Genomic DNA, 20,399 nt, shown 5'->3' with positions numbered 1-20,399 from the left:
CACCCCTCCGCCGTCGGCCCTACCTGCTCACCGCCGCCCGGCGCCGGGAGAGCGCGTCGACGGTGGCCGCGAGCAACAGTACGAGGCCGGTGATGATGTTCACGACGGCGGCGGGCTGCTTGAGCAGGCCCAACCCGTTCTCGACCACGGCGAGCACCAGTCCGCCGACCACGGCGTGGAACACCTCGCCGCGGCCGCCGAACAGCGAGGTGCCGCCGATGACCGCCGCCCCCACGGCGAACAGCAGGGTATTGAGGCCACCGGCCTGCGGGTCGACCGACCCCACCTTGGACGAGTAGACGATGGCGCCGAGCGCGGCGGTGGACGAGGCGACGACGAACACGCTGGCCCGGATCCGGCTGACGTTGATGCCGGCGCGCCTGGCCGCCTCCGCGTTGCCGCCGACGGCGTAGATGTGCCTGCCGTAGCGGGTCCGGTTGAGCGCGTAGGTGCCCGCGACCAGCAGCACCAGCACGACCGGGACCACGTAGGGCACGCCCTGGATGACCACGAAGTCGTTGGACGAGCGGTTGAGGTTGAGCGCGTAGGTGGCGGGGACGGCCACCACCGCGACGGCGATGATCTTGGCGACCACGATCGGGGTCGGCGCGGTGACCAGGCCCCGGTTGAGCCTGCTGAGGTGTTCGCCGAGCACGACCAGCGCGTACCCGCCGACCGCGACCCCGCACAGCACCCAACTGCCCGCGACCGACATGTTGCCGTTGGCCACGGCGAAGAGCACCGGCTGGGTGCCGATGCCGAACACGCCGCCGTCGCCGATGAACTGCAGGATGACGCCCTGCCAGGTGATGAACAGCGCGAGCGTCACCACGAACGAGGGCATGCCGATCTTGGACACCAGGAACCCGGTGATCACGCCGATGGCCGCGCCGACGCACACCGCGAGCAGCATCTCCAGCCACGGGTTGGGTGCCGCGCCCGACAGCGCGATCCCGACCGCGACCAGCGCGAGCACCGAGCCCGCCCAGATCCGCATCAGCACGGCCAGCAGCGCCGCGATGAGAAGGCCACCGACGAAGACGTAGAACACGGTATTGCCCATGCCGCCCAGCAGGTTGCCGGAGCGGACGTAGTGCATGGCCATCACCGCCGCGCACACCCCGGACGCGGTGCCCGCCGAGAGGTCGATCTCGCCGAGGAGCAGGACGAACACCAGCCCCATCGCGATGATCATCTTGCCCGCGCCCTGGGCCAGCAGGTTGGCGGTGTTGTCCAGGGTCAGGAACCCGTCGGAGAGCACCCAGAACACGACGACCAGCGCGGCCAGCCCGAGCACCGCGGGCAGCGAGCCGAGGTCGCCGCCGCGCAGCCGGGCGGCGTAGTCCCGCACGGCCTCGCGGGTGGACTGGGCCGTGGTGTCGATGCCGAAGTCGGCGATGGCCCCCTCACTGCGGGGGGTGGCGGTACCGGTCATGGTTCCTCGCTCGTGCTGTGGGGGGAGGCGGCGGGAGGTCGGTCCCGGGCTCGCCGCGGGGTCAGACCGTGGCGTTCTCGGGGCGCGCGAGCCCCAGGTCGCCGGAGCGGCCCGCGGTGATGAGCTCCACGACCTGGGCGTGGGTGACGTCGCGGGTGGACACGTCGGCGACCATCCGGCCCAGGTAGAGGGTGGCGATGCGGTCGGCGACGGAGAACACGTCGGCCATGTTGTGGCTGATCAGCACCACGCCAAGGCCCTGCTCGGCCAGGCGGCGGACCAGGTCGAGCACCTGCCTGGTCTGCGCGACGCCGAGCGCGGCGGTCGGCTCGTCGAGCAGCACGACCTTGCTCTCCCACAGCACCGACTTGGCGATGGCCACCGTCTGCCGCTGCCCGCCGGAGAGCGCCGAGACCGGGGTGCGCACGGACTTCACCGTCCGCACCGACAGCGACGCCAGCGTCTCGCGGGCGGCCTGCTCCATCGCGGCCTCGTCGAGCAGCCAGCCGCTGCCGCGCTCGCGGCCGAGGAACATGTTCTGCACGATGTCGAGGTTGTCGGCGAGCGCGAGGTCCTGGTAGACGACCTCGATGCCCAGGTCGGCGGCGTCGCGCGGGCCGGAGATGCTGACCCGCTCGCCGTTGAAGTGGACCGCGCCGGAGTCCATCGGGTGGATGCCCGCGACGCACTTGACCAAAGTGGACTTACCGGCACCGTTGTCGCCCACCAGCGCGGTGACCTCGCCCGCGCGGACGGTGAAGTCCACGTCGTGCAGCACGTGCACCGGGCCGAAGCTCTTGTTGAGGCCGGTCAGTTCCAGGATCGGTTCGCTCATGGCGCTCCTGTTCGGGGGCGGGACCCGCCCGCGGCACCCTCTACCGCGGGCGGGTCGCGCTGGTGATCAGCTGATGCCGAGCTGGGTGCAGACCGCGGCGAGGTCGCCGCCGCAGATGTCGCTCGCCTTGACGTAGCCCTGGGTCACCACGTCCTTGACGGTGTCCTTGGTGGTCAGCTTCGGCTCCAGCAGCACGGACTTGACCTTGCGGTTGGCCTTGGTGTCGTCGCTGGTGCCGTTGGCGATGGCGTCCGCGGCGCCGGTGTCGCCCTTGGCGAGCGCGGCGGCGAGCTTGGCGGTCGCCTCGGCCTCTTCCTTGATCGGCTTGAACACGGTCATGTACTGGTCGCCGCGCAGCACCGCCATCAGCCCGTCCGGGGTGGCGTCCTGGCCGGTGACCGGGACCTTGCCGTTGAGCCCGTTCTTGCGCAGCACGGTGATCACCGCGCCCGCGAGCCCGTCGTTGGCGGCCACGACGCCGTCGACCTTGCCGCCGTTGCCGGTGAGGATCTGCTCGAAGGTGACGCCGCCCTTCTGGTTGTCCCAGCCGTCGATGGCCTGCGACTGCACCAGCTTGAGCGTGCCCGCCTCGTAGAGCGGCTTGAGGACGTTCTGCTGCCCGTCGTGGAACAGGGTGGCGTTGTTGTCGGTCGGCGCGCCCTCGATCTCGATGACCTGCGCGCCCGGCTTGGCCTTGAGCGCGTCGGCGAGGCCCTGGCCCTGCAGCTCGCCGACCTTCACGTTGTCGAAGGAGACGTAGTAGTCCGAGCTGCCGCCGAGGTTGAGCCGGTCGTAGTCGATGGTCGGGATGCCGCGCGCCTTGGCCTTGGCCGCCACCGAGGAGCCGACCTCGCTGTTGATCGCGGCGATCACCAGGACCTTGACCCCCTGGCTGATCATGCCGTCGGCCAGGGTGGAGAACTTCTGCACGTCGCCCTGGGCGTTCTGCACGTCGGCGTCGAGGCCCTGGGCCTTCATCGCCGCCTCGATCATCGGCTTGTCGAAGCCCTCCCAGCGGGCCGAGGTGGCCGTCTCGGGCAGGATCACGCCGACCTTGACGCCACCCGCGGGCGCCTCGGTCGTGGCGCCACCGGACCCGGCGGGCGCCGAGGGGGTGGCCTGGTTGGCCCCGCAGGCCACCAGGGAAAGAGCACAGACGGTAACCACCGCCAGAGTTGTCGACCGCATCGAGGAGTCCTTCCGCGTACTACGAAGCACCACCTGGGCCCTGGCGGTTTTCGTCCAATGGGGAATGTTGTGCGGCACAACATATGCCTCAAAAGCAGTGAGCGAAAGCACACTGCCTCGATTCAGACCCACCTGCGCGGACACGATCCGATAACGCCGGTAACCCTCAGGAAACTCTCAGGTCATCTCCGAGCGGCCCCTGCGGCCAGGTTCGAACCGGCGAGTAGCGCTGTTTCACCCGCGTCGACACCGCCGCAGCGGGAACACGATCATCACTTTGCGTGCCTGCCGTCGGAGTAGCTCCGCCTGGTCGGGCTCGTCTTACGGCACGACCTCAGGCGTTCAGCCGAGTTCGACCGGCCCGCCGCTCGGCCGCCCGAAGGGCAGCGGAAACCGCCACGAGCGCTCTGCGAGTTCGTGGTGTGCTGGAACGCCTGCGCCGGTGGCGCTCCGATGGGTGGTCAGCGAGCAGACAACACCCAGGACGCCAACGGGCCCGTGTAGCCGACGGGTGGGCCTCTCCGTCTGCGGGAACGGGTGGTGGGGCTAGTCGAAGATGCCGCGCGGTGTGGCGACCTGGCGGAGCCAGCCCTCCAGTTGGCGTTCCCACGGTGCGCCGACGTCGCGGACGGTGAAGGCGCCCAGGAAGGAGCGGGAGCGGCCGCCGAGGCCGCCGCCCTTGGCGACTCGGACCTGCTTGACCACGTCCAGCACGACCTGGGTCTCCTGCGGACCGGCCAGGAAGGTGACGGTGAGGGAGACCAGCCCGGAGCCGCTGGGGGCGTCGAAGGTGATCTCCTGGAAGAACGGGAGCTGCTGGTCGACCCCGTCGAGGCGGTCGCGCTCCAGGTTGGCGCCGCGGAAGGTGTAGCCGAGTCGGCTGACGGCGTCCAGGACGCGGTGTTGGGCGGGCAGCGGCTCGACGGCCACGGCGTCCACGTCCTGGGCGTCGACGACGGAGCCGGACAGGTCCAGTGTGGTCTGCAGGCCGACGGCCATGCCGGTGAGGTGCTTGCCGAGCACCGAGGTGATGGGGGTCTCCCAGGGCAGCCGGACCTCGAACGGCACGGTGATCCGGGTGCCCGCCCTGACCAGCTCCTTGCCTACCAGGTGCACCTGCTGCACCTGCAGGTCTACCGGGCCGTCCGGGGCGTCGACCCTGGCCAGCAGGGCCACCCCGAGCGCGTCCACCTGCTGGTCGACGCTGCCGCCGAGCAGGTGCACCTCTCCGCGCAGCAGGCCGCCCGGGCGGGTTGCCCGGTCGAGGATCTGGGCGTCGACCTTGGCGCCACCGGCGCCGAAACCAGCGAGGACCTTCTGGAACATGCGCGCATGATGCCAGGGCCGACCCCGTGGCGGTGGGCGGTTCGGATGTCAGAATGGAGCGGTGAGCGCACCGACGCAGACCCGGCCGGATGTCGACAGCCGCCCCGAGGGCACCGACACCACGGGCGACGACACCCCGAAGATGTTCCACTACGTGCGGAAGAACAAGATCGCCGAGAGCGCCGTCATGGGCAACATGGTCGTCGCGCTCTGCGGTGAGGTCTTCCCGGTCACGAAGTCGCCGAAGCCGGGGTCACCGGTGTGCCCGGACTGCCAGAAGATCTACGAGTCGATGAAGCCCTGACTCCTCGCTGACCACGCCGCAGGGGCCACTCCCGCCTGACCCGGGAGTGGCCCCTGCGCGCGTCGTCACACCCGTTGCAGCTCGGGCTCCGCCGCCTGCGCGCGGGCCGCGTGCTTGGCCACCCGCTTGGCCTTGCGGCGCTCCTTGAAGTTCTCGACCATCGTGTACAGGGTCGGGACCAGCACCAGGGTCAGCAGCGTGGAGCTGATCAGGCCGCCGATCACCACCAGGGCCAGCGGCTTGCCGATGAACCCGCCCTCGCCGGTGATGCCCGCCGCCATCGGCAGCAGCGCGAAGATGGTCGCGGCGGCGGTCATCAGGATCGGCCGCAACCGCCGTCGCCCGCCCTCGATCACCGCGTCCCGCACGCTCATCCCGTCGGCCCGGTACTGGTTGATCAGGTCGATGAGCACGATGGCGTTGGTGACCACGATGCCGACCAGCATCAGCATGCCGATGAGCGAGGGCAGCCCGAGCGGGGTGCCGGTGATCAGCAGCAGCCCGATGGCGCCGGTGGCCGCGAACGGGATGGACACCAGCAGGATCAGCGGCTGCACCAGGCTGCGGAACGTCGCCACCATGATCAGGAAGACGATGGCGATCGCGGCCAGCATGGCCAGCCCCAGGTCGGCGAAGGTGTCGGCCTGGTCGGCGCTGACGCCGCCGATGACGTACTCGGCGCCGCCGGTCAGGGTCAGCTTGTCCAGCCGGGCGGTCAGGTCCTTGGTGACGGCGCCGAGGTCCGACGAGGTCGACGTGGCGGTGACCGTGGTGCTGCGGTCGCCGTCGGTGCGGGTGACCCGGACCGGACCGTCCACGGTGGACACCTGGGCGACCTGGCCGAGGGTGACCGGGCCCGCCGCGCTGGGCAGCGGCAGCGCCTTGAGCGCGGCCACGTCGGTCGGCGCGGCGCCGGTGCGCAGCACGATCTGCTGGCGGGCGCCGCCGATGGGCAGTTCGGCGACCGGGGTGCCGCGCAGCGCCTGGGCGGCGAACTGGCCGATGACCTGGTTGCTCAGCCCCTTGGCCGCGGCGGCGCGCTGGTCGACGGTGATCTCCACCCGCGGTGAGCTGCGGGCCAGGTCGCTGGTCACGCCGGTCAGCCCGGGGGTGCCCGCCATGGTGTCCTGGACGGACTTGGCGGCCGCGGCCAATCCGGCGGCGTCCGGCGCGGTCACCACGACCTCGATCGAGTTCGACGCGCCGGAGGCGGCCGACGCGCCGGTCTCCAGCGTGCCCGCGCCGGTGCCGAGCCGGTCCTTGATGCCCTTGAGCACCGCCGAGCGGTCGACGTCGGTCTTGAGCGTCGCGTCGACGGTGGTGTTGCCGTCGCCGCCGAAGCCGAAGCCCGCGAGCGAGTCGTCGACGCCGACGGTGACCTGGTAGACCTCGAGCTCCGGGGTCGCGGCGAGCACGTCCTCCAGCTTCTTGGCGGCCGCGTCGCGCGCGGCGAGGCTGGTGCCCGGCGGCAGTTCCTGGGTCAGCCGCACCGAGGTGCCGCCCTCGTCGTCGATGAAGCTGGTCTCCAGCCGGGCGGCGAGGCCCATGGTGGCGACGAAGATCACGACGGCGGCGAGGATGGTGGCCAGCCTGCGGCGGGTGGCGAAGCGCAGCACCGGGACGTACGCGCGCTGCAGCGGGCTGCGCCGCTCCTTGTCCAGCGCCTCCTGCAGCGCGCGCTCGGCGGCGGCCGGGTCGGTCGGCACGGCGGGGCGCTTGAGGAACCAGAACGCGAGCACCGGGACGATGGTCAGCGACACCAGCAGCGACGCGACGAGCGCGACGGTGACCGTCAGCGAGAACGGCCCGAACAGCTCGCCCGCGATGCCGCCGACGAACGCGATCGGCGCGAACACCGCGACGGTGGTCAAAGTGGACGCGGTGACCGCACCGGCGACCTCCTTGGTGCCGTCGAGGATGGCGTGCAGCTTCTCCTCGCCGTACTCCAGGTGCCGTTTGATGTTCTCCAGCACGACGATCGAGTCGTCGACCACCCGGCCGATCGCGATGGTCAGCGCGCCGAGGGTGAGCATGTTCAGCGACAGGTCGCCGGTCCACATCACCAGCAGCGCCACCAGCACCGACAGCGGGATGGACACCGCGGTGACGATGGTGGAGCGGATCGAGAGCAGGAACAGCAGGATCACCAGCACCGCGAAGGCGAGGCCGAGCAGGCCCTCGGTGGTCAGGCCGCTGATCGCCTTCTCCACCTCGGGTCCCTGGGCGAACACGACGGTGAGGTCGGAACCGCTGGCGCGCTCCATGTCGGCCAGCTTGTCGTTGACCGCCTTGGAGATCTCCACCGCGTTGCCGTCGCGGGTCATGGTGACCGACACCGCGAGGGTGGCCTTGCCGTTGGTCCTGGTGATCACCGTGGCTGGCGCGAGTCCTGACTCGACGGTCGCGACCTCGCCGAGGGTGACCGGCTTGCCCTGCGCGGGCAGCTGGAGCGCGCGCAGGTCGTCCACAGTGGCCAGTGGGCCGCCGGTCTGCACGGTCAGCGCCTTGTCCGCCTCGGTGACCGAGCCGACCGGCAGCGTCGCGCCAGCGGCCGAGAGCGCGCCTGCCAACGCGGACGGGTCGACGCCCGCCGCGCCGAGCTTGGCGTAGTCGACGGTGACGGTCACCTGCTGCGTGCGCGCACCGGTGACCGAGGCCTCGCGGACCCCGCTGATCCCCTCGATCGCGGGCACGACCTCGGTGCGCAACCGGGCAGCGGTGGCCACCTCGTCGGTGCCGGAGGTCGCGGCGAGCATGACGACCGGGATGTCGTCGGTGCTGCCCTGCATGATCGTCGGCTCGACGCCCTGCGGCAGCTGCGGGCGGATCCGGTTGACCGCCTGCTGCAACTGGCTCACGGCGGTGTCCATGTCGGTGCCGTAGACGAACTGCACCTGCACGGTCGACGAACTCTCCGCGGACCGGGTGGTGATCTTCTCCACACCCGCGACACCGCGCACCGCCGACGAGATCGGCTCGGCGACCTGGCTGTCGGCCACATCCGGGGACGCGCCGGGGTAGGCGGCGATAACGACCGCGCCCGGCAGCTGGATGGACGGCAGGAGTTGTTGCTTCAGTGACGGTAGCGCGATGGCGCCGAAGCCGATGATGAGCAGGCTGAGCAGGCCCACCAGACCCCGGTTGCCCAAGCTGAGTCGTGCCAGCACGGACATCTGCTTAGTTCCCCTCGGAAAACGAGCGTCGTGGACACCGGTGACCCCCTGGCACGCCGTCGGCACGCCACATCGCCGGTGGATTGGGGGAAGCCTGGCACAGGGAGGCTGAGGACGGACTCAGTCCACGGGGCTAACCCGTGGTCATACAAAAGTATGACTCAGCCCTGGCCGCGGCCCTGGTCCCACGACCGGGTGGTCTCCTGCGCTTGGTCCACGACCGGCTCGTCCGGCGGCCGCACTGTGGGCTGCTGCACAGCGGGCGGCTGCACTGTGGGCGGCTGCACTGTGGGCGGCTGCACTGTGGGCGGCTGCACTGTGGGCGGCTGCACTGTGGGCGGCTGCACTGTGGGCGGTTGCTCGGCGGCACCGCGCTGCCGGTTCTTGCCCGCCGCCTTCTCCATCTCCAACCGCCGCCAGCGCCGCCGCTGCCGCTTGGTCAGCTTCGCGGGCCACACCTCTTCGATGGCCGCGTTGAAGTACGCGCCGATCACCACGGCGAGGCCGATGAAGAAGGCGAACAGCAGGAACGCGATGGGGGTGGCGAGCGCGCCGTAGGTGTAGCCGGTGGTGGTGATCCAGCCGATGTAGAGCCGCAACCCGATGCTGGAGAGGACGAACACCGCCATCGCCATGATCGCGCCGGGCACGCCCCGGTGCCACGGCAGCTTGCGCGGGAGGGCGAGCTTGTAGAGCGTGGCGAGCGCCAGCACGATCAGGATCGCGATCACCGGGTAGTACGCGGTGCCGATCCAGGCGTCGATGGTGGGCTGCCAGGACTCCGGGAACAGGTTGGGCAGCAGGTCCGGCCCGAGCGCGAGCACCGGCAGGCCGATGATCAGCAGTACCAGGCTGGCCACGTAGAGCAACAACGCGAAGATCCGTTGCCACACCTCGTGCCGGACCCCGTACTGCCCGTGCGCGACGGTGATCGCGTCGACGAACGACGACATCGCCGACGACCCGGCCCACAGCGAGATGAGGAAGCCGACCGAGACGATCTCGCCGCGCCCGACGGTGAGGATGTCGGCGACCGTGGGCTGGATGATCTGCGTCACCACGTTCTCGCTGAACGCCTTGCGCGAGATGTCGAGCAGGTCGGCCTGCACCGCGAGCACCACGTCGGGGCCGAACCACTCGGCGACGAACCCGAGGCTGCCGAGCAGGCCGAGCAGCAGCGGCGGCAGGGACAGGACCTGCCAGAACGCGGCCTCCGCCGCCTCGGAGAACAGGTTGCCCGCCCACGCCTTGGACAGGGTGCGCTTGAGCAGCCGGGACGGACCGCGCCGCGCGGGCGGGCCGCCGGGGGTCCCGTCGCGGCCGTCCTGGGGTTCGGGCTGCGCGGTCATACCGGGTCAAGCATGGTCCATGGTCCCCCGATCGGCTTGATCACCGGCACCGAGCCGCCCCCGGCGTGTCGCGGCCTGCGGCGATCTTGCCTGGGCGGGCGGTATCCTCGACGGCGCCCTCACCCCGGTCCCGCGCTCGACGCCGTGCCGACCCGCTGAGGGCATCGCCGTGTCCGGAGCAGGTGGAGAGGAGCTGGGGCATCCCGTGACCCGGGCCGAGGTGCAACCGGACTCCCGCGCGAGCGCCCCGGCGCGACCGCTGCGCGACTGGCAGCGCCGCGCGCTGACCAAGTACCTGACCACGCGCCCCAAGGACTTCCTCGCGGTGGCCACCCCCGGCGCGGGCAAGACCGTGTTCGGCCTGCGGGTGGCCGCCGAGCTGCTCGCCGACCGGACGGTCGAGTCGCTGACCATCGTCGCGCCGACCGAGCACCTCAAGCACCAGTGGGCGGCGGCGGCCAGCGCGGCGGGCATCCCGATCGACCCGAACTTCACCAACTCGATGGGCGCCACCTCGCGCGACTTCCGCGGTGTCGCGGTCACCTACGCGCAGGTCGCCGCGCACCCGAGCCTGCACCGGGTGCGCACCGAGCAGCGCAAGACGCTGGTGATCCTCGACGAGATCCACCACGGCGGCGACGCCAAGAGCTGGGGCGACGCGGTCCGCGAGTCGTTCACCCCGGCGACCCGGCGGCTGGCGCTGACCGGCACCCCGTTCCGCAGCGACGACTCCCCCATCCCGTTCGTCGACTACGAGCCGGACGGGCAGGGCTTCCAGCGCAGCCGCGCCGACCACACCTACGGCTACTCCGACGCGCTGCGCGACGGCGTGGTCCGGCCGGTGATCTTCCTGGCCTACTCCGGTGAGGCGAGCTGGCGGACCAGCGCGGGCGAGGAGTTCACCGCGCGGCTGGGCGAGCCGCTGACCGCCGAGCAGAACGCGCGGGCCTGGCGCACCGCGCTCGACCCGTCCGGGGAGTGGATCCCGTCGGTGCTCGCGGCGGCCGACACCCGGTTGTCGCAGGTCCGCCAGCACGTGCCGGACGCCGGTGGCCTGGTCATCGCCTCCGACCACGTCACCGCGAAGGCGTACGCGCAGATCCTGGAGACCGCGACCGGGCAGCCGCCGACGCTGGTGCTCTCCGACGACCCGAAGGCGTCCGGGCGGATCCAGGAGTTCGCCGACTCGGACTCGCGCTGGCTGGTGGCGGTCCGGATGGTCAGCGAGGGCGTCGACGTGCCCCGGCTGGCGGTGGGCGTGTACGCGACCAGCGCCTCGACGCCGCTGTTCTTCGCGCAGGCCATCGGCAGGTACGTGCGGGTGCGGCGGCAGGGTGAGACGGCCAGCGTGTTCCTGCCGTCGGTCCCGGTGCTGCTCGACCTGGCCAGCCAGCTCGAGGCCGAGCGCGACCACGTCCTGGGCAAGCCGCACCGGGAGAAGGAGGGCTGGGACGACGAGCTGGTCGCCGACGCCAACCGGACCAAGGACGAGCTGGGCGAGGAGGAGAAGGCGTTCACCTCGCTGGGTGCCTCAGCCGAGCTGGACCAGGTCATCTTCGACGGCTCATCGTTCGGCACCGCCGCAGGCGCGGGCACGGTGGAGGAAGAGGAGTACCTGGGACTACCCGGGCTGCTCGAACCGCACCAGGTTCGTGAACTGCTGAGACAGCGGCAAGAGCAGCAGGTCGCCGCGCGGACCAAGAGGGCAGCGGAGGCCAAGCCGGAGGAACCGGCGGCACGCGCACAGCCGCAGTCAGTGCAAGAGCGGCTGGCTACCCTGCGCAAGGAGCTCAACGCCCTGGTCGGCATGGCCCACCACCGCACCGGCAAGCCGCACGGCGTGATCCACGGGGACCTGCGCCGCACCTGCGGGGGTCCGCCGACCGCGATGGCCACGATCGAACAGCTGGAAGAACGCATCGCCACGCTGCGCTCGTGGTGACAGCGCTGCTGCACTCGCGGTGACAGCGCTACCGAGAGTGTCGTGCCCAGGCTGGGTCTGGCCAGGTTTGCCATGATGTCGGGGTGAGCCGACACCTGGTCATCGCCGATGAGGTCACCGCTGCCCGATCCGAGGGGCGCGCCGTAGTGGCCCTGGAGAGCACCCTGCTGGCCCACGGGCTGCCCCAGGGGCGCAACCTGGAGGTCGGGGCCCGCCTGGAACGGATCGTGCGGGACGCGGGCGCTGTGCCCGCCACCATCGCCGTGCTGGACGGCATGGCGCACGTGGGGCTGACGACCGAGCAGTTGGAGCGGGTGTGCTCCCCCGGCCTGGCGAAGCTGTCGCTGCGTGACCTCGGTGCGGCGTTCGCGCTCAAGCGTGATGGCGCTACCACGGTGGCGAGCACGGCAGCGCTAGCGCACCAAGCAGGCATCAAGGTGTTCGCGACCGGTGGGCTCGGTGGCGTTCACCTCGCCATTCCTGCCGGTAGCGCTTCCTGGGACGTCTCGGCCGACCTGGACGTGCTCGCGGCGACGCCGGTGACCGTCGTCTGCTCCGGGGTGAAGTCGATCCTGGACATCGCGGCGACCGTGGAGGTGCTGGAGACGAAGTCGGTCCCGGTCGTCGGCTACCGCACTGACTACTTCCCCGGGTTCTACCTTCGCGAGTCAGCGCACACGGTGCCGTGGCGGGTCGACACTCCCGCGGAGGCTGCCGGGGTCATCGCCGCGCACCACACGGTGACGTCGTCGGGCGTCTTGCTGGTCAACCCGGTGCCGCCGGAGCACGAGCTTGACCGCGAGCTGCACGACAGGCTGCTCAGCGACGGTATGGCTTTGCTGCAAGAGCGCGGGATTCGGGGCAAGGACGTCACACCTGCGCTGTTGGAGTTCTTCCACAACGGCAGCGGTGGGGCGAGCCTGAGTGCCAACACGGAACTGGTCGCCGACAACGCGCGTGTCGCGGCCGAGGTCGCGGTTCAGCTCTCGTCTCGGTAGAGCTTCGCGACCACGTCCTCGATGTTCGGTTCTTGCACTGACAGGTCCCGGAGCGACACGGCTTGAGCTAGAGCCGCCACAACCTCTCCTGCCGTCATGCCGTCTAGAGCGAGCGTGATCCGTCGCGCGTCTGCCTCGACGGCGGTGACAACCGCGCCCGGCAGCGTAAGACCCTCCGGCCATGGGGAGTCCAGGTCGGCGACGATCGTGCGGCGGGAGCGGTAGCGGGCGTGCAGTTCGTCCAGGGTCCCGTCGTGCACCACGCGGCCGTGGTCGATGACCACGAGCCTGCGGCACAGCTTCTCGATGTCGGCCAGGTCGTGGGTCGTGAGCACGACGGTGGTGTCGCCGCGCCGGTCGACCTCGCCCAGGAATGACCGGACGGCCTGCTTGCTGAGCACGTCCAGGCCGATCGTGGGCTCGTCGAGGAACAGCACCTCCGGACCGTGCAAGAGGGCGGCGGTGAGCTCACCGCGCATGCGTTGCCCTAGCGACAACTGCCGCACCGGGGTGCGCCGGAACTCATCCAGACCAAGCAGGTCGCTGCACTGCTTCAGACGGGCAGCGTGGTCAGCCTCGGGTACGCGGTAGATGTGCCGCAGCAAGGCAAAGGAGTCTTCGAGCGGTAGGTCCCACCACAGCTGTGAACGCTGACCGAACACGACGCCGATACGCCTCGCGAGGGTCGTGCGCTTGGCCACCGGCTCTAGCCCGCAGACCGTGACCTCCCCCGCGCTCGGGGTGAGCACGCCGGTGAGCATCTTGAGCGTGGTGGACTTACCGGCGCCGTTGGGGCCGATGTAGCCGAGCAGCTCACCGCGTTCCACGGTGAGGTCGACACCGTCCACAGCGGACACCACGTGCCGTTCCCTGCGGAACCGGCCGACCTTGCGCGACACGGTGAAGTCCTTGCGCAGACCGCGCGCCGAAATGATCATGACCCCGTGCTCCGGTAGTGGCGGACGCCGAACCGCCAGACGACGGTAGCGAGGCAAGCGGCGATGATGGAGACCAACGGTGACCCCCACGCCACTGCGGTCGGTAGCCCTAACGGGTCCGGTTTGCCGAGTAGGACAAGACTCGGGAAGTAGGCGACGAAGCCGAAGCCGAGACCGAGCGTGAACAGGTCGCGGAACCAACCGCCGTACATGGTGCTCGGGTAAGAGGTGAAGTCGCGGCCGCCGTACGTGAACGCGTTGGCCAGCTCGCCGGACTCGATCCACCAGAACGCGACCGTGGCACCGGCGACGAACAGGCTGGAGAAGAACACCGCGCCCGAGATCGGGACGATCACCGCGAACAGCGCGCGTTCAACCGTCCACGGGATGTCTGCCACGCATAGCGCCACGATGTAGAGCACAAGCCCTTGCACCGCTCGGCCGATACGGCGCAAGGCGAATGTGATGACCGCTAGCTGCAAGAGCGCGGACAGCGGTCGCAGCAGCAGCGAGTCGAACAAGCCCGAGCGGACATACTCGCGGAGCTTGTCGGCGCTACCCGCCACCAGGTCGCCCCAGGTGAACGAGACCGCGGACAGTGCTGTCATCAGGAGAACCTCGGTGCCGGTGAACCCGCCGAGGACACCGGTAACGGAGAACAGGACGAACACGGTGGCGATGTCGAGGCCGTTGACGACCGTGCTGCCGAGGATCTCCAGCAGCATCGACGTGCGGTACTGCCACTGGCTGCGGACCTGCGCGCGCAGCACCCGCCCGTAGACCCGCGCGGTGTCGAGGAGTTCAGCCACCTTGAACCACCAGCTTCCGCACCGCGCTCGCCTGAGCCACGCGGCAGGCCAGCAGCAAGAGCACCGTCCAAACGACCTGCCCTAGACAGACCAAGAGCGCGTGCCCGGTGCCACCTCTCTCGACGATGACATCGAGCGGCGCTTGCAGCAAGGACGGGAATGGGGTCGCCACCCACAGCACTGTTGCCAGCCAGTCGGGCAGGATGGCCAACGGGAAGTACAGCCCGCTCGCGGCGCCGGACACGAACACCCAGAACATCATGACGCCCCGGATGTCCAGCAGCCAGAACGCGGTGAGACCTATCAGGTAGCGGCACGCGAAGCACACGACGATCGCGAGCAAGGTCGACAGGGCGAACAGCGGGTAGGTCAAGAGGCTCTGCGGGACATAGAGCCCAAACGCGACAGCCCCCACTACCAGCGGCGCCAGGAACCTGGTCAGCACGGCGTACACGGCGCGGCCCAGGTCGGTCCACAGGTACGTCCACAGTGGATCGACCGGTCGCAGCAGGTCGGCCACCACGTCGCCGGTGCGCACCCGCTCGGCGAGGTCGAGCATCGTCCAGGAGTTCACCACGGCCAGCAGCCCCTGCCCGAGCCACACGTAGCTGGCCAGTTGCGGCCCGGTGTAGCCCGCCATGACCCCGCCCGCCGTCGCGGCGACGCTGAGCAGGATGTAGCAGCGCAGGAACCCGAACACGGTGTTGGTGAACGCCCCGGCGAAGGTGGCCTGGCGGTAGGTCGCGTACCGGCGGAACCCGGCGGCGACCAGCGCGGCCTGGACACGCGCCATCACCGGGCTCCTTCGGGAGGGTTGTCGCAGACTGAGCGGGAGCGCCTTTTTACCGTAAGGTCCACCGGGCGCGCGAGTCCGTTTCCGGAGGTGCACCTGTGGGAGTTGCCGCGGGAGTCTTGGTTGTCGGCGACACGGCGCTGGACGTGGTGGTCCGGCACGCGAGTCCCATCGCGTGGGGTGACGACACGGTCGGCAACACCACCCTCCGCTCCGGTGGCGCCGCCGCGAACGCGGCCGCGTGGCTCGCGCACCTCGGCGAGCAGGTCACCCTGGTGTCACGCGTGGGCGACGACGCGGCGGCAGCGCAGGCGAGGGCCGAGCTCACCGCAAGAGGCGTCCAGTGTGTGTTCACCGTGGACCCAACTGCCAGCACTGGGTGTGTGGTCGTGCTCGTCGACGCCACCGGCCAACGCACGATGTTTCCGGATAGAGGCACAAACGCGCTTCTCCGGCCGACAGATCTACCGCCGCTCGATGGGGCACGGCATCTGCACTTGAGTGGGTATGTGCTCTTGGACAAAGCCACCAGGGAAGCGGGAATGGAGATCTTGGCCACCGCCCGCGCGTCCGGCGTGACAACCTCCGTGGACCCGCAATCAGCCGCCTTGCTCGACGACACATTCCTGGACGCGATCCGGGGCACTGACCTGCTCCTGCCCAATCATGACGAATACCTCGCCCTGGGCGGAGACCGCGTGCTCGACGTGGTGACCACCGCCGCCGTGACCCGTGGCGAGCACGGTGCGTACTGGGTCGATCGCGGTGGAGTGGTCGAAGAGCCCGCGCTGCCAACGGAGTGCGTCGACACCACCGGCGCCGGTGACGCGTTCAACGCGGGCGCCCTGCGCGCGTGGTTGGCCGGGTCAGGACCGCAGGCGGTGCTGCGGGCCGGGATCGCGGCGGGCGCGGCGGCGGTGGCCCAGGTCGGGGCCCAGCCGCTCAGCCGTCGATGACCTGGCGGTCGGTGGCCTCGATGGCCTTGGCGTCGCGCTGGTAGCGGTTGACCTTCTCCGTCTTGCGCGGCGGCCGGTCGTTGGCGATGAGCACGGCCATCCACGGCAGCGGGATGGACAGCGCGACGAAACCGAGCGCCAGCCACCAGGTCTGGTAGGTCAGGCCCGCCAGCAGCAGGCACGGGATCCGCGCGCCCATCATGATCATGTACTTGCGCTTGCGCGCGGCGAACTGGTCCTCGTACGACGGCGCTGCCTCGGTGATCAGAACCGGGGTGTCGTCCCGCTCGGAGCCCATCCCGACACCACCTCCACCGACCATCCTCTCACCCGCGCGGGCTTGCTGCGCCATCCGGGTAGAACTGACTCGGAATTCCCCCGGTTGCCGGTAAAAAGAATGCTTATGACTGGATTCGCGGTCGAGGGATTCGGCGCGTCGACCCGACACCGCATGGCCGAGGCCAACCTGGCCCGCCACCTCACCGAACCCTGCCGGGTGCTGGACGTGGCGGGCGGCCGGGGCGAGGACGGGGTGCCGCTGGCCGCGCTGGGCCACGAGGTGACCATCCTCGACCCGGCGGGCGCGATGCTCGCGGACGCCTTAGCGCACGCGTACACCCGCGGTGTCACCGTGCGGGTAGCGCAAGCGGGCGCGGAGGACGCGCCGGACCTGTTCCGCGCGGCGGACTTCGACGTCGTGCTGTGCCACGACTTGCTGCACTACGCGGAGGACGCGCTCGAACTGCTGCGGGCCGTGACCTCACCCCTGCGCACCGGCGGCCTCTTGTCGCTGTTGGGCCCGCTGCCGACGGCTGGGCAGGCGCGGGACGCCGCCACCGAACTGGGTGCGGAAATCATCGCCCGCTACCGACTCCCCGGCCACTTCCACCTCATCACCCGGGTCTGACCCGCCCGCACCGGCCCACCCGCAGCGCCCACGTCCAGCCCACCCGCAGCGCCCACGTCCAGCCCACCCGCCCAGGCGGGCCGATCGGCGAGCCCGGGCGCGTGCGAGCATTCGGACGTGCTCCCCCACTTCTCGGACGAGTTCTGCGCGCGCCTGGCCGACACGCTGCGGGTGGTCGGCTACGACGCGGACGGGGTGGTGGCGGCGCTGGGCGACCAGGCGCACGCCGCCCTCGGCCGCGGCGAGCCCGAACCCGCCCGCCGCGCCACCACCGACGGCTCCGCGCTGGCCACCCTCATCCGGCTGTTCCTGGTCGGCGACCGGGTCCCGACCCGGCAGGCGCACGCCGCGCTCAAGGGCGTCGACCCGGCCGAGGCGGCCGCCACCGGCCTGCTGCGCTTCGAGGGCGACACCGCGCGCGCCGGGCTCGACCTGCGCCCTTACGGCGACGAGGACGGCTCGTGGTGGGTCGTGGCCGACCTGGACGCCGAGCAGGCGGGCGCGCCGGTGGGCGCCGACCACGTGCTCGGCATCGGGCACGCCTCACTGAGCCTGGCCAGGGCCACCGTGCGCAGGCCGGTCGGCTCCCTGCTCGACCTGGGCACCGGGTGCGGGGTGCAGGCGCTGCACGCGAGCAGGCACGCGGACCGGATCACCGCGACCGACCTGTCCGAGCGCTGCCTGGCGCTGGCGTCGGCGACGTTCCGGCTCAACGGCCTCGACGTGGAGACCGCGCGCGGGTCGTGGTTCGACCCGGTCGCCGGGCGCCGGTTCGACCAGGTCGTGTGCAACCCGCCGTTCGTGGTCGGCCCGCCGCGGGTGGACTACGTGTACCGCGACTCCGGCCTGGCCGGTGACGACGCGAGCGCCCTGGTCGTGCGCGGGCTCCCCGGCGTGCTCGCCCCCGGCGGGGTCGGGCAGCTGCTGGCGTCGTGGCTGCACCGGCGCGGCGAGGACTGGGCCGAGCGGGTCACCGGCTGGCTGCCCGACGAGGGCGTCGACGCCTGGTTCGTCCAGCGCGACGTCGCCGAGCCCGCGATGTACGTGGGCACCTGGCTGCGCGACGCGGGCATCGACCCGCGCTCGGCGGAGGGCTCGGCCAAGGCCTCGGCCTGGCTGGACTGGTTCGACGCCAACGACGTGGTCGGCGTCGGGTTCGGCTTCGTGACGCTGCGCGCGACCGGCGCCGACACCGAGGTGGCCTGCGAGGACCTGCGGCACGCCTTCGACGACCCGCTGGGCCCCGAGGCGGGCGCCTGGCTCGACCGGGTGGCCTGGCTGCGCGCCAACGACGACCCGGCGCGGCTGCTGGCCACCGCGTTCACCACCCCGTCGACCGTGGTGCTGGAGCGGGTGGCCGAACCGGGCGCCGAGGGCTGGAGCGAGCTGGTGCGCAGGCTGCACCGCACCGACGGCCCCGGGTGGCAGCAGGAGACCGACGAGCTGGTGACCGCACTGCTGGCGGGCTGCCGCGGCCAGGTGCCGCTCGGGGACCTGCTGGCCCTGCTGGCCGCCGCGCACGGCCTGCCTACCGACGCCGTGGTCCAGGCAGCACTACCGGTCGTGGTCGACCTGGTGACGCACGGGATGCTGCTGCCGGGGGACCTGGCGTGAGCGGTCAACCGGACCGAAGTCCGTGCGGGGGCACGGGATGAGGGCGGTCGTGGCGCGGGTGACCAGCGCCTCGGTGACCGTCGACGGGGAGACCGTCGGGGAGATCACCGAGCCCGGATTGCTGGTGCTGCTCGGGGTGCACGTCGACGACACTTCGGACACCGCGGTCGTGATGGCGCGCAAACTGCACGAACTGCGCTTGTTGCGCGATGAGCAATCGTGCGCGACGACCGGGGCGCCACTACTCGTCGTGAGTCAGTTCACACTCTATGGGGACACCCGAAAAGGGCGACGGCCGTCGTGGATCGCGGCCGCCCGACCGGAGGCGGCGGAACCGTTGGTATCGGCCACGGTGGCCGAACTCCGCGCCAGGGGCGCCGTTGTGGCGACCGGCAGGTTCGGCGCGAGCATGGCGGTGGCGAGCGTGAACGATGGTCCGTTCACCGTTCTGATTGACCTCTGACCCGGAGACCTACCGCACTGACCGTCGCCCTGAGACAGTCGTCGTCCCCCACCTGGTTGACACGACCGTCCACCCGAAGGGTGATGCCGCACGGGTTCCCGCACTGCGACGGTGGTCGGGTGATTACCCCCGGAGTTCTCAGCCAAACCTCAGCCAAACCTGAACAACGCCCGAGCGCCCGGTGACGTCCTCACACTGGGAGGGCACGGGAACGAATCCACCCTCCGCCACGTTTGACAGGCAGAACCACCGACAGGGGGAGGGAGCCATCATGACGGTCCCGCAGCAGCGCGAGCCAGAAGAGCTCAACTATGAGGCCGACCTCGACGCCCAGGGGCCAGCGGCCGACCTGGTGCGCGTCTACCTCAACGGGATCGGGCGCACCGCCCTGCTGACCGCGGCCCAGGAGGTGGAGCTGGCCAAGCGCATCGAGGCGGGGGTCTTCGCGCAGCACATGCTCGACACCTCCCCCGCGCTCTCGCCCGCCCGCCGGGCCGAGCTGCGCGCCCTCATCTCCGACGGCCACACCGCCAAGAACCACCTGCTGGAGGCGAACCTGCGGCTGGTGGTGTCGCTGGCCAAGCGCTACACCGGCCGCGGCATGCCGCTGCTTGACCTGATCCAGGAGGGGAACCTGGGTCTGATCCGCGCGGTGGAGAAGTTCGACTACACCAAGGGTTTCAAGTTCTCCACCTACGCCACCTGGTGGATCCGCCAGGCCATCACCAGGGGCATGGCCGACCAGGGCCGCACCATCCGGCTGCCGGTCCACCTGGTGGAGCAGGTGAACAAGCTGGCCAGGATCAAGCGCGACCTGCACCAGCAACTAGGCCGCGAGGCCACCAAGGACGAGCTGGCCAAGGAGGCCGGGCTGACCACGCAGAAGGTCGCCGACCTGCTCGACCACGCCCGCGACCCGGTGAGCCTGGACATGCCGGTCGGCGCCGAGGAGGACGCCCCGCTCGGTGACTTCATCGAGGACGGCGAGGCCACCGACGCCGAGAGCGCGGTGATCTCCGGGCTGCTGCAGGACGACATGCGCCGGGTGCTGGCCACCCTCGACGACCGCGAGCAGTCGGTGATCCGGCTGCGCTACGGCCTCGACGACGGCCAGCCGCGCACCCTGGACCAGATCGGCAAGCGCTTCGGCCTCTCCCGCGAGCGGGTCCGCCAGATCGAGCGCGAGGTCATGTCGAAGCTGCGCCAGGGCGAGCGGGCGGAGAAGCTGCGCGCGTACGCCAGCTGAGCGCGGCGGGTGCCGCCCGCCCCCGGCGGGCAGCACCGGCGAGAATCACACGGATAGCCGCGTTGACATGTGACCTCGGTCACGGCAGCGTTGTCACCACAACCCCACACGAACCACGCGGCA

Annotated in this window: 18 protein-coding genes; 8 read left to right on the top strand and 10 right to left on the bottom strand. The window is 70.7% G+C overall.

The annotated features are described in order from the left end of the window. Positions 1 to 19: 19 nt before the first annotated feature. From LV79_RS11870 to LV79_RS11855, 4 genes are all read right to left on the bottom strand, one after another. Positions 20 to 1,435 carry a sugar ABC transporter permease gene (locus tag LV79_RS11870; RefSeq protein WP_253835018.1) on the bottom strand — a complete coding sequence of 472 codons (1,416 nt, stop codon included), beginning with the start codon at positions 1,433 to 1,435 and terminating at the stop codon, positions 20 to 22. A gap of 61 nt (positions 1,436 to 1,496) precedes the next feature. Continuing rightward, positions 1,497 to 2,270 carry an ATP-binding cassette domain-containing protein gene (locus LV79_RS11865; protein WP_253835016.1) on the bottom strand — a complete coding sequence of 258 codons (774 nt, stop codon included), beginning with the start codon at positions 2,268 to 2,270 and terminating at the stop codon, positions 1,497 to 1,499. 66 nt (positions 2,271 to 2,336) lie between these two features. Next, positions 2,337 to 3,458, bottom strand: coding sequence for a sugar ABC transporter substrate-binding protein (locus tag LV79_RS11860; RefSeq protein ID WP_253835014.1), 1,122 nt, complete (start codon positions 3,456 to 3,458; stop codon positions 2,337 to 2,339). Positions 3,459 to 4,004: 546 nt separating this feature from the next. Beyond that, complete coding sequence (locus tag LV79_RS11855) at positions 4,005 to 4,784, bottom strand: sporulation protein (protein WP_253835012.1); 780 nt, start codon at positions 4,782 to 4,784, stop codon at positions 4,005 to 4,007. Between the two features lie 61 nt (positions 4,785 to 4,845). On the opposite strand from LV79_RS11855, the gene LV79_RS11850 reads away from it, so the two are divergent. Continuing rightward, positions 4,846 to 5,088 (top strand): DUF3039 domain-containing protein, encoded by a 243-nt coding sequence (locus LV79_RS11850; protein ID WP_253835010.1) that lies wholly within the window; start codon positions 4,846 to 4,848, stop codon positions 5,086 to 5,088. A gap of 65 nt (positions 5,089 to 5,153) precedes the next feature. Here the strand turns inward: LV79_RS11850 and LV79_RS11845 are convergent, their stop codons facing one another. Together LV79_RS11845 and LV79_RS11840 are read right to left on the bottom strand one after the other, a co-directional pair. Next, positions 5,154 to 8,261, bottom strand: a complete 3,108-nt coding sequence (locus LV79_RS11845) for an efflux RND transporter permease subunit (RefSeq protein ID WP_253835008.1) — start codon at positions 8,259 to 8,261, stop codon at positions 5,154 to 5,156. Between the two features lie 161 nt (positions 8,262 to 8,422). After that, the gene (locus LV79_RS11840) at positions 8,423 to 9,610 is read right to left on the bottom strand and encodes a YihY/virulence factor BrkB family protein (protein WP_253835006.1); all 1,188 of its coding nucleotides are present in this window, start codon (positions 9,608 to 9,610) and stop codon (positions 8,423 to 8,425) included. Positions 9,611 to 9,815: 205 nt separating this feature from the next. On the opposite strand from LV79_RS11840, the gene LV79_RS11835 reads away from it, so the two are divergent. Together LV79_RS11835 and LV79_RS11830 are read left to right on the top strand one after the other, a co-directional pair. Beyond that, entirely contained in the window at positions 9,816 to 11,552 is a 1,737-nt protein-coding gene (locus tag LV79_RS11835; protein WP_253835004.1) for a DEAD/DEAH box helicase, read from the top strand. A gap of 83 nt (positions 11,553 to 11,635) precedes the next feature. Continuing rightward, complete coding sequence (locus LV79_RS11830; protein WP_253835002.1) at positions 11,636 to 12,550, top strand: pseudouridine-5'-phosphate glycosidase; 915 nt, start codon at positions 11,636 to 11,638, stop codon at positions 12,548 to 12,550. Here the strand turns inward: LV79_RS11830 and LV79_RS11825 are convergent. The 3 genes from LV79_RS11825 to LV79_RS11815 are packed head-to-tail and all read right to left on the bottom strand — an operon-like array spanning position 12,532 to position 15,090. Next, complete coding sequence (locus tag LV79_RS11825) at positions 12,532 to 13,488, bottom strand: ABC transporter ATP-binding protein (RefSeq protein WP_253835001.1); 957 nt, start codon at positions 13,486 to 13,488, stop codon at positions 12,532 to 12,534. The two genes, LV79_RS11830 and LV79_RS11825, sit on opposite strands and share 19 nt — an antisense overlap. Continuing rightward, positions 13,485 to 14,297 carry an ABC transporter permease gene (locus LV79_RS11820; RefSeq protein ID WP_253835000.1) on the bottom strand — a complete coding sequence of 271 codons (813 nt, stop codon included), beginning with the start codon at positions 14,295 to 14,297 and terminating at the stop codon, positions 13,485 to 13,487. Before LV79_RS11820 ends, LV79_RS11825 begins: the two co-directional genes overlap by 4 nt. After that, a complete protein-coding gene (locus LV79_RS11815; RefSeq protein ID WP_253834999.1) occupies positions 14,290 to 15,090 on the bottom strand; it encodes an ABC transporter permease in 801 nt (266 codons plus the stop codon). The genes LV79_RS11820 and LV79_RS11815 overlap by 8 nt, the downstream gene beginning before the upstream one ends. Positions 15,091 to 15,188: 98 nt before the next feature. Between LV79_RS11815 and LV79_RS11810 the strand changes: the two genes are divergently transcribed. Continuing rightward, complete coding sequence (locus tag LV79_RS11810; RefSeq protein ID WP_253834998.1) at positions 15,189 to 16,046, top strand: carbohydrate kinase family protein; 858 nt, start codon at positions 15,189 to 15,191, stop codon at positions 16,044 to 16,046. On the opposite strand, the gene LV79_RS11805 is transcribed toward LV79_RS11810, so the two are convergent. Beyond that, positions 16,033 to 16,344 carry a DUF3099 domain-containing protein gene (locus LV79_RS11805; protein ID WP_253834997.1) on the bottom strand — a complete coding sequence of 104 codons (312 nt, stop codon included), beginning with the start codon at positions 16,342 to 16,344 and terminating at the stop codon, positions 16,033 to 16,035. The two genes, LV79_RS11810 and LV79_RS11805, sit on opposite strands and share 14 nt — an antisense overlap. Positions 16,345 to 16,449: 105 nt before the next feature. Between LV79_RS11805 and LV79_RS11800 the strand changes: the two genes are divergently transcribed. The 4 genes from LV79_RS11800 (at position 16,450) to LV79_RS11785 (ending at position 20,276) form a co-directional block, all read left to right on the top strand. Continuing rightward, complete coding sequence (locus LV79_RS11800; protein WP_253834996.1) at positions 16,450 to 16,953, top strand: class I SAM-dependent methyltransferase; 504 nt, start codon at positions 16,450 to 16,452, stop codon at positions 16,951 to 16,953. Positions 16,954 to 17,070: 117 nt separating this feature from the next. Beyond that, positions 17,071 to 18,567 (top strand): DUF7782 domain-containing protein, encoded by a 1,497-nt coding sequence (locus LV79_RS11795; RefSeq protein WP_253834995.1) that lies wholly within the window; start codon positions 17,071 to 17,073, stop codon positions 18,565 to 18,567. A gap of 37 nt (positions 18,568 to 18,604) precedes the next feature. Beyond that, a complete protein-coding gene (gene dtd, locus LV79_RS11790) occupies positions 18,605 to 19,030 on the top strand; it encodes a D-aminoacyl-tRNA deacylase (RefSeq protein WP_253834993.1) in 426 nt (141 codons plus the stop codon). Between the two features lie 271 nt (positions 19,031 to 19,301). Then, positions 19,302 to 20,276, top strand: a complete 975-nt coding sequence (locus tag LV79_RS11785; RefSeq protein WP_253834991.1) for a sigma-70 family RNA polymerase sigma factor — start codon at positions 19,302 to 19,304, stop codon at positions 20,274 to 20,276. Positions 20,277 to 20,399: the final 123 nt, after the last annotated feature.

The organism is Actinokineospora globicatena (genome assembly GCF_024171945.1).
Lineage (GTDB): Bacteria > Actinomycetota > Actinomycetes > Mycobacteriales > Pseudonocardiaceae > Actinokineospora > Actinokineospora globicatena.
The sequence above is the reverse complement of the archived record's forward strand: the minus strand, read 5'-3'. Positions and strand labels throughout refer to the sequence as shown.

Excerpts from the sequence above, each read along its gene's own strand:
- LV79_RS11870 (WP_253835018.1), bottom strand. The coding sequence starts at position 1,435 with ATGACCGGTACCGCCACCCCCCGCAGTGAGGGGGCCATCGCCGACTTC.
- LV79_RS11865 (WP_253835016.1), bottom strand. The coding sequence starts at position 2,270 with ATGAGCGAACCGATCCTGGAACTGACCGGCCTCAACAAGAGCTTCGGC.
- LV79_RS11860 (WP_253835014.1), bottom strand. The coding sequence starts at position 3,458 with ATGCGGTCGACAACTCTGGCGGTGGTTACCGTCTGTGCTCTTTCCCTG.
- LV79_RS11855 (WP_253835012.1), bottom strand. The coding sequence starts at position 4,784 with ATGTTCCAGAAGGTCCTCGCTGGTTTCGGCGCCGGTGGCGCCAAGGTC.
- LV79_RS11845 (WP_253835008.1), bottom strand. The coding sequence starts at position 8,261 with ATGTCCGTGCTGGCACGACTCAGCTTGGGCAACCGGGGTCTGGTGGGC.
- LV79_RS11840 (WP_253835006.1), bottom strand. The coding sequence starts at position 9,610 with ATGACCGCGCAGCCCGAACCCCAGGACGGCCGCGACGGGACCCCCGGC.
- LV79_RS11825 (WP_253835001.1), bottom strand. The coding sequence starts at position 13,488 with ATGATCATTTCGGCGCGCGGTCTGCGCAAGGACTTCACCGTGTCGCGC.
- LV79_RS11815 (WP_253834999.1), bottom strand. The coding sequence starts at position 15,090 with ATGGCGCGTGTCCAGGCCGCGCTGGTCGCCGCCGGGTTCCGCCGGTAC.
- LV79_RS11805 (WP_253834997.1), bottom strand. The coding sequence starts at position 16,344 with ATGGGCTCCGAGCGGGACGACACCCCGGTTCTGATCACCGAGGCAGCG.
- LV79_RS11800 (WP_253834996.1), top strand. The coding sequence starts at position 16,450 with ATGACTGGATTCGCGGTCGAGGGATTCGGCGCGTCGACCCGACACCGC.
- dtd (WP_253834993.1), top strand. The coding sequence starts at position 18,605 with ATGAGGGCGGTCGTGGCGCGGGTGACCAGCGCCTCGGTGACCGTCGAC.
- LV79_RS11785 (WP_253834991.1), top strand. The coding sequence starts at position 19,302 with ATGACGGTCCCGCAGCAGCGCGAGCCAGAAGAGCTCAACTATGAGGCC.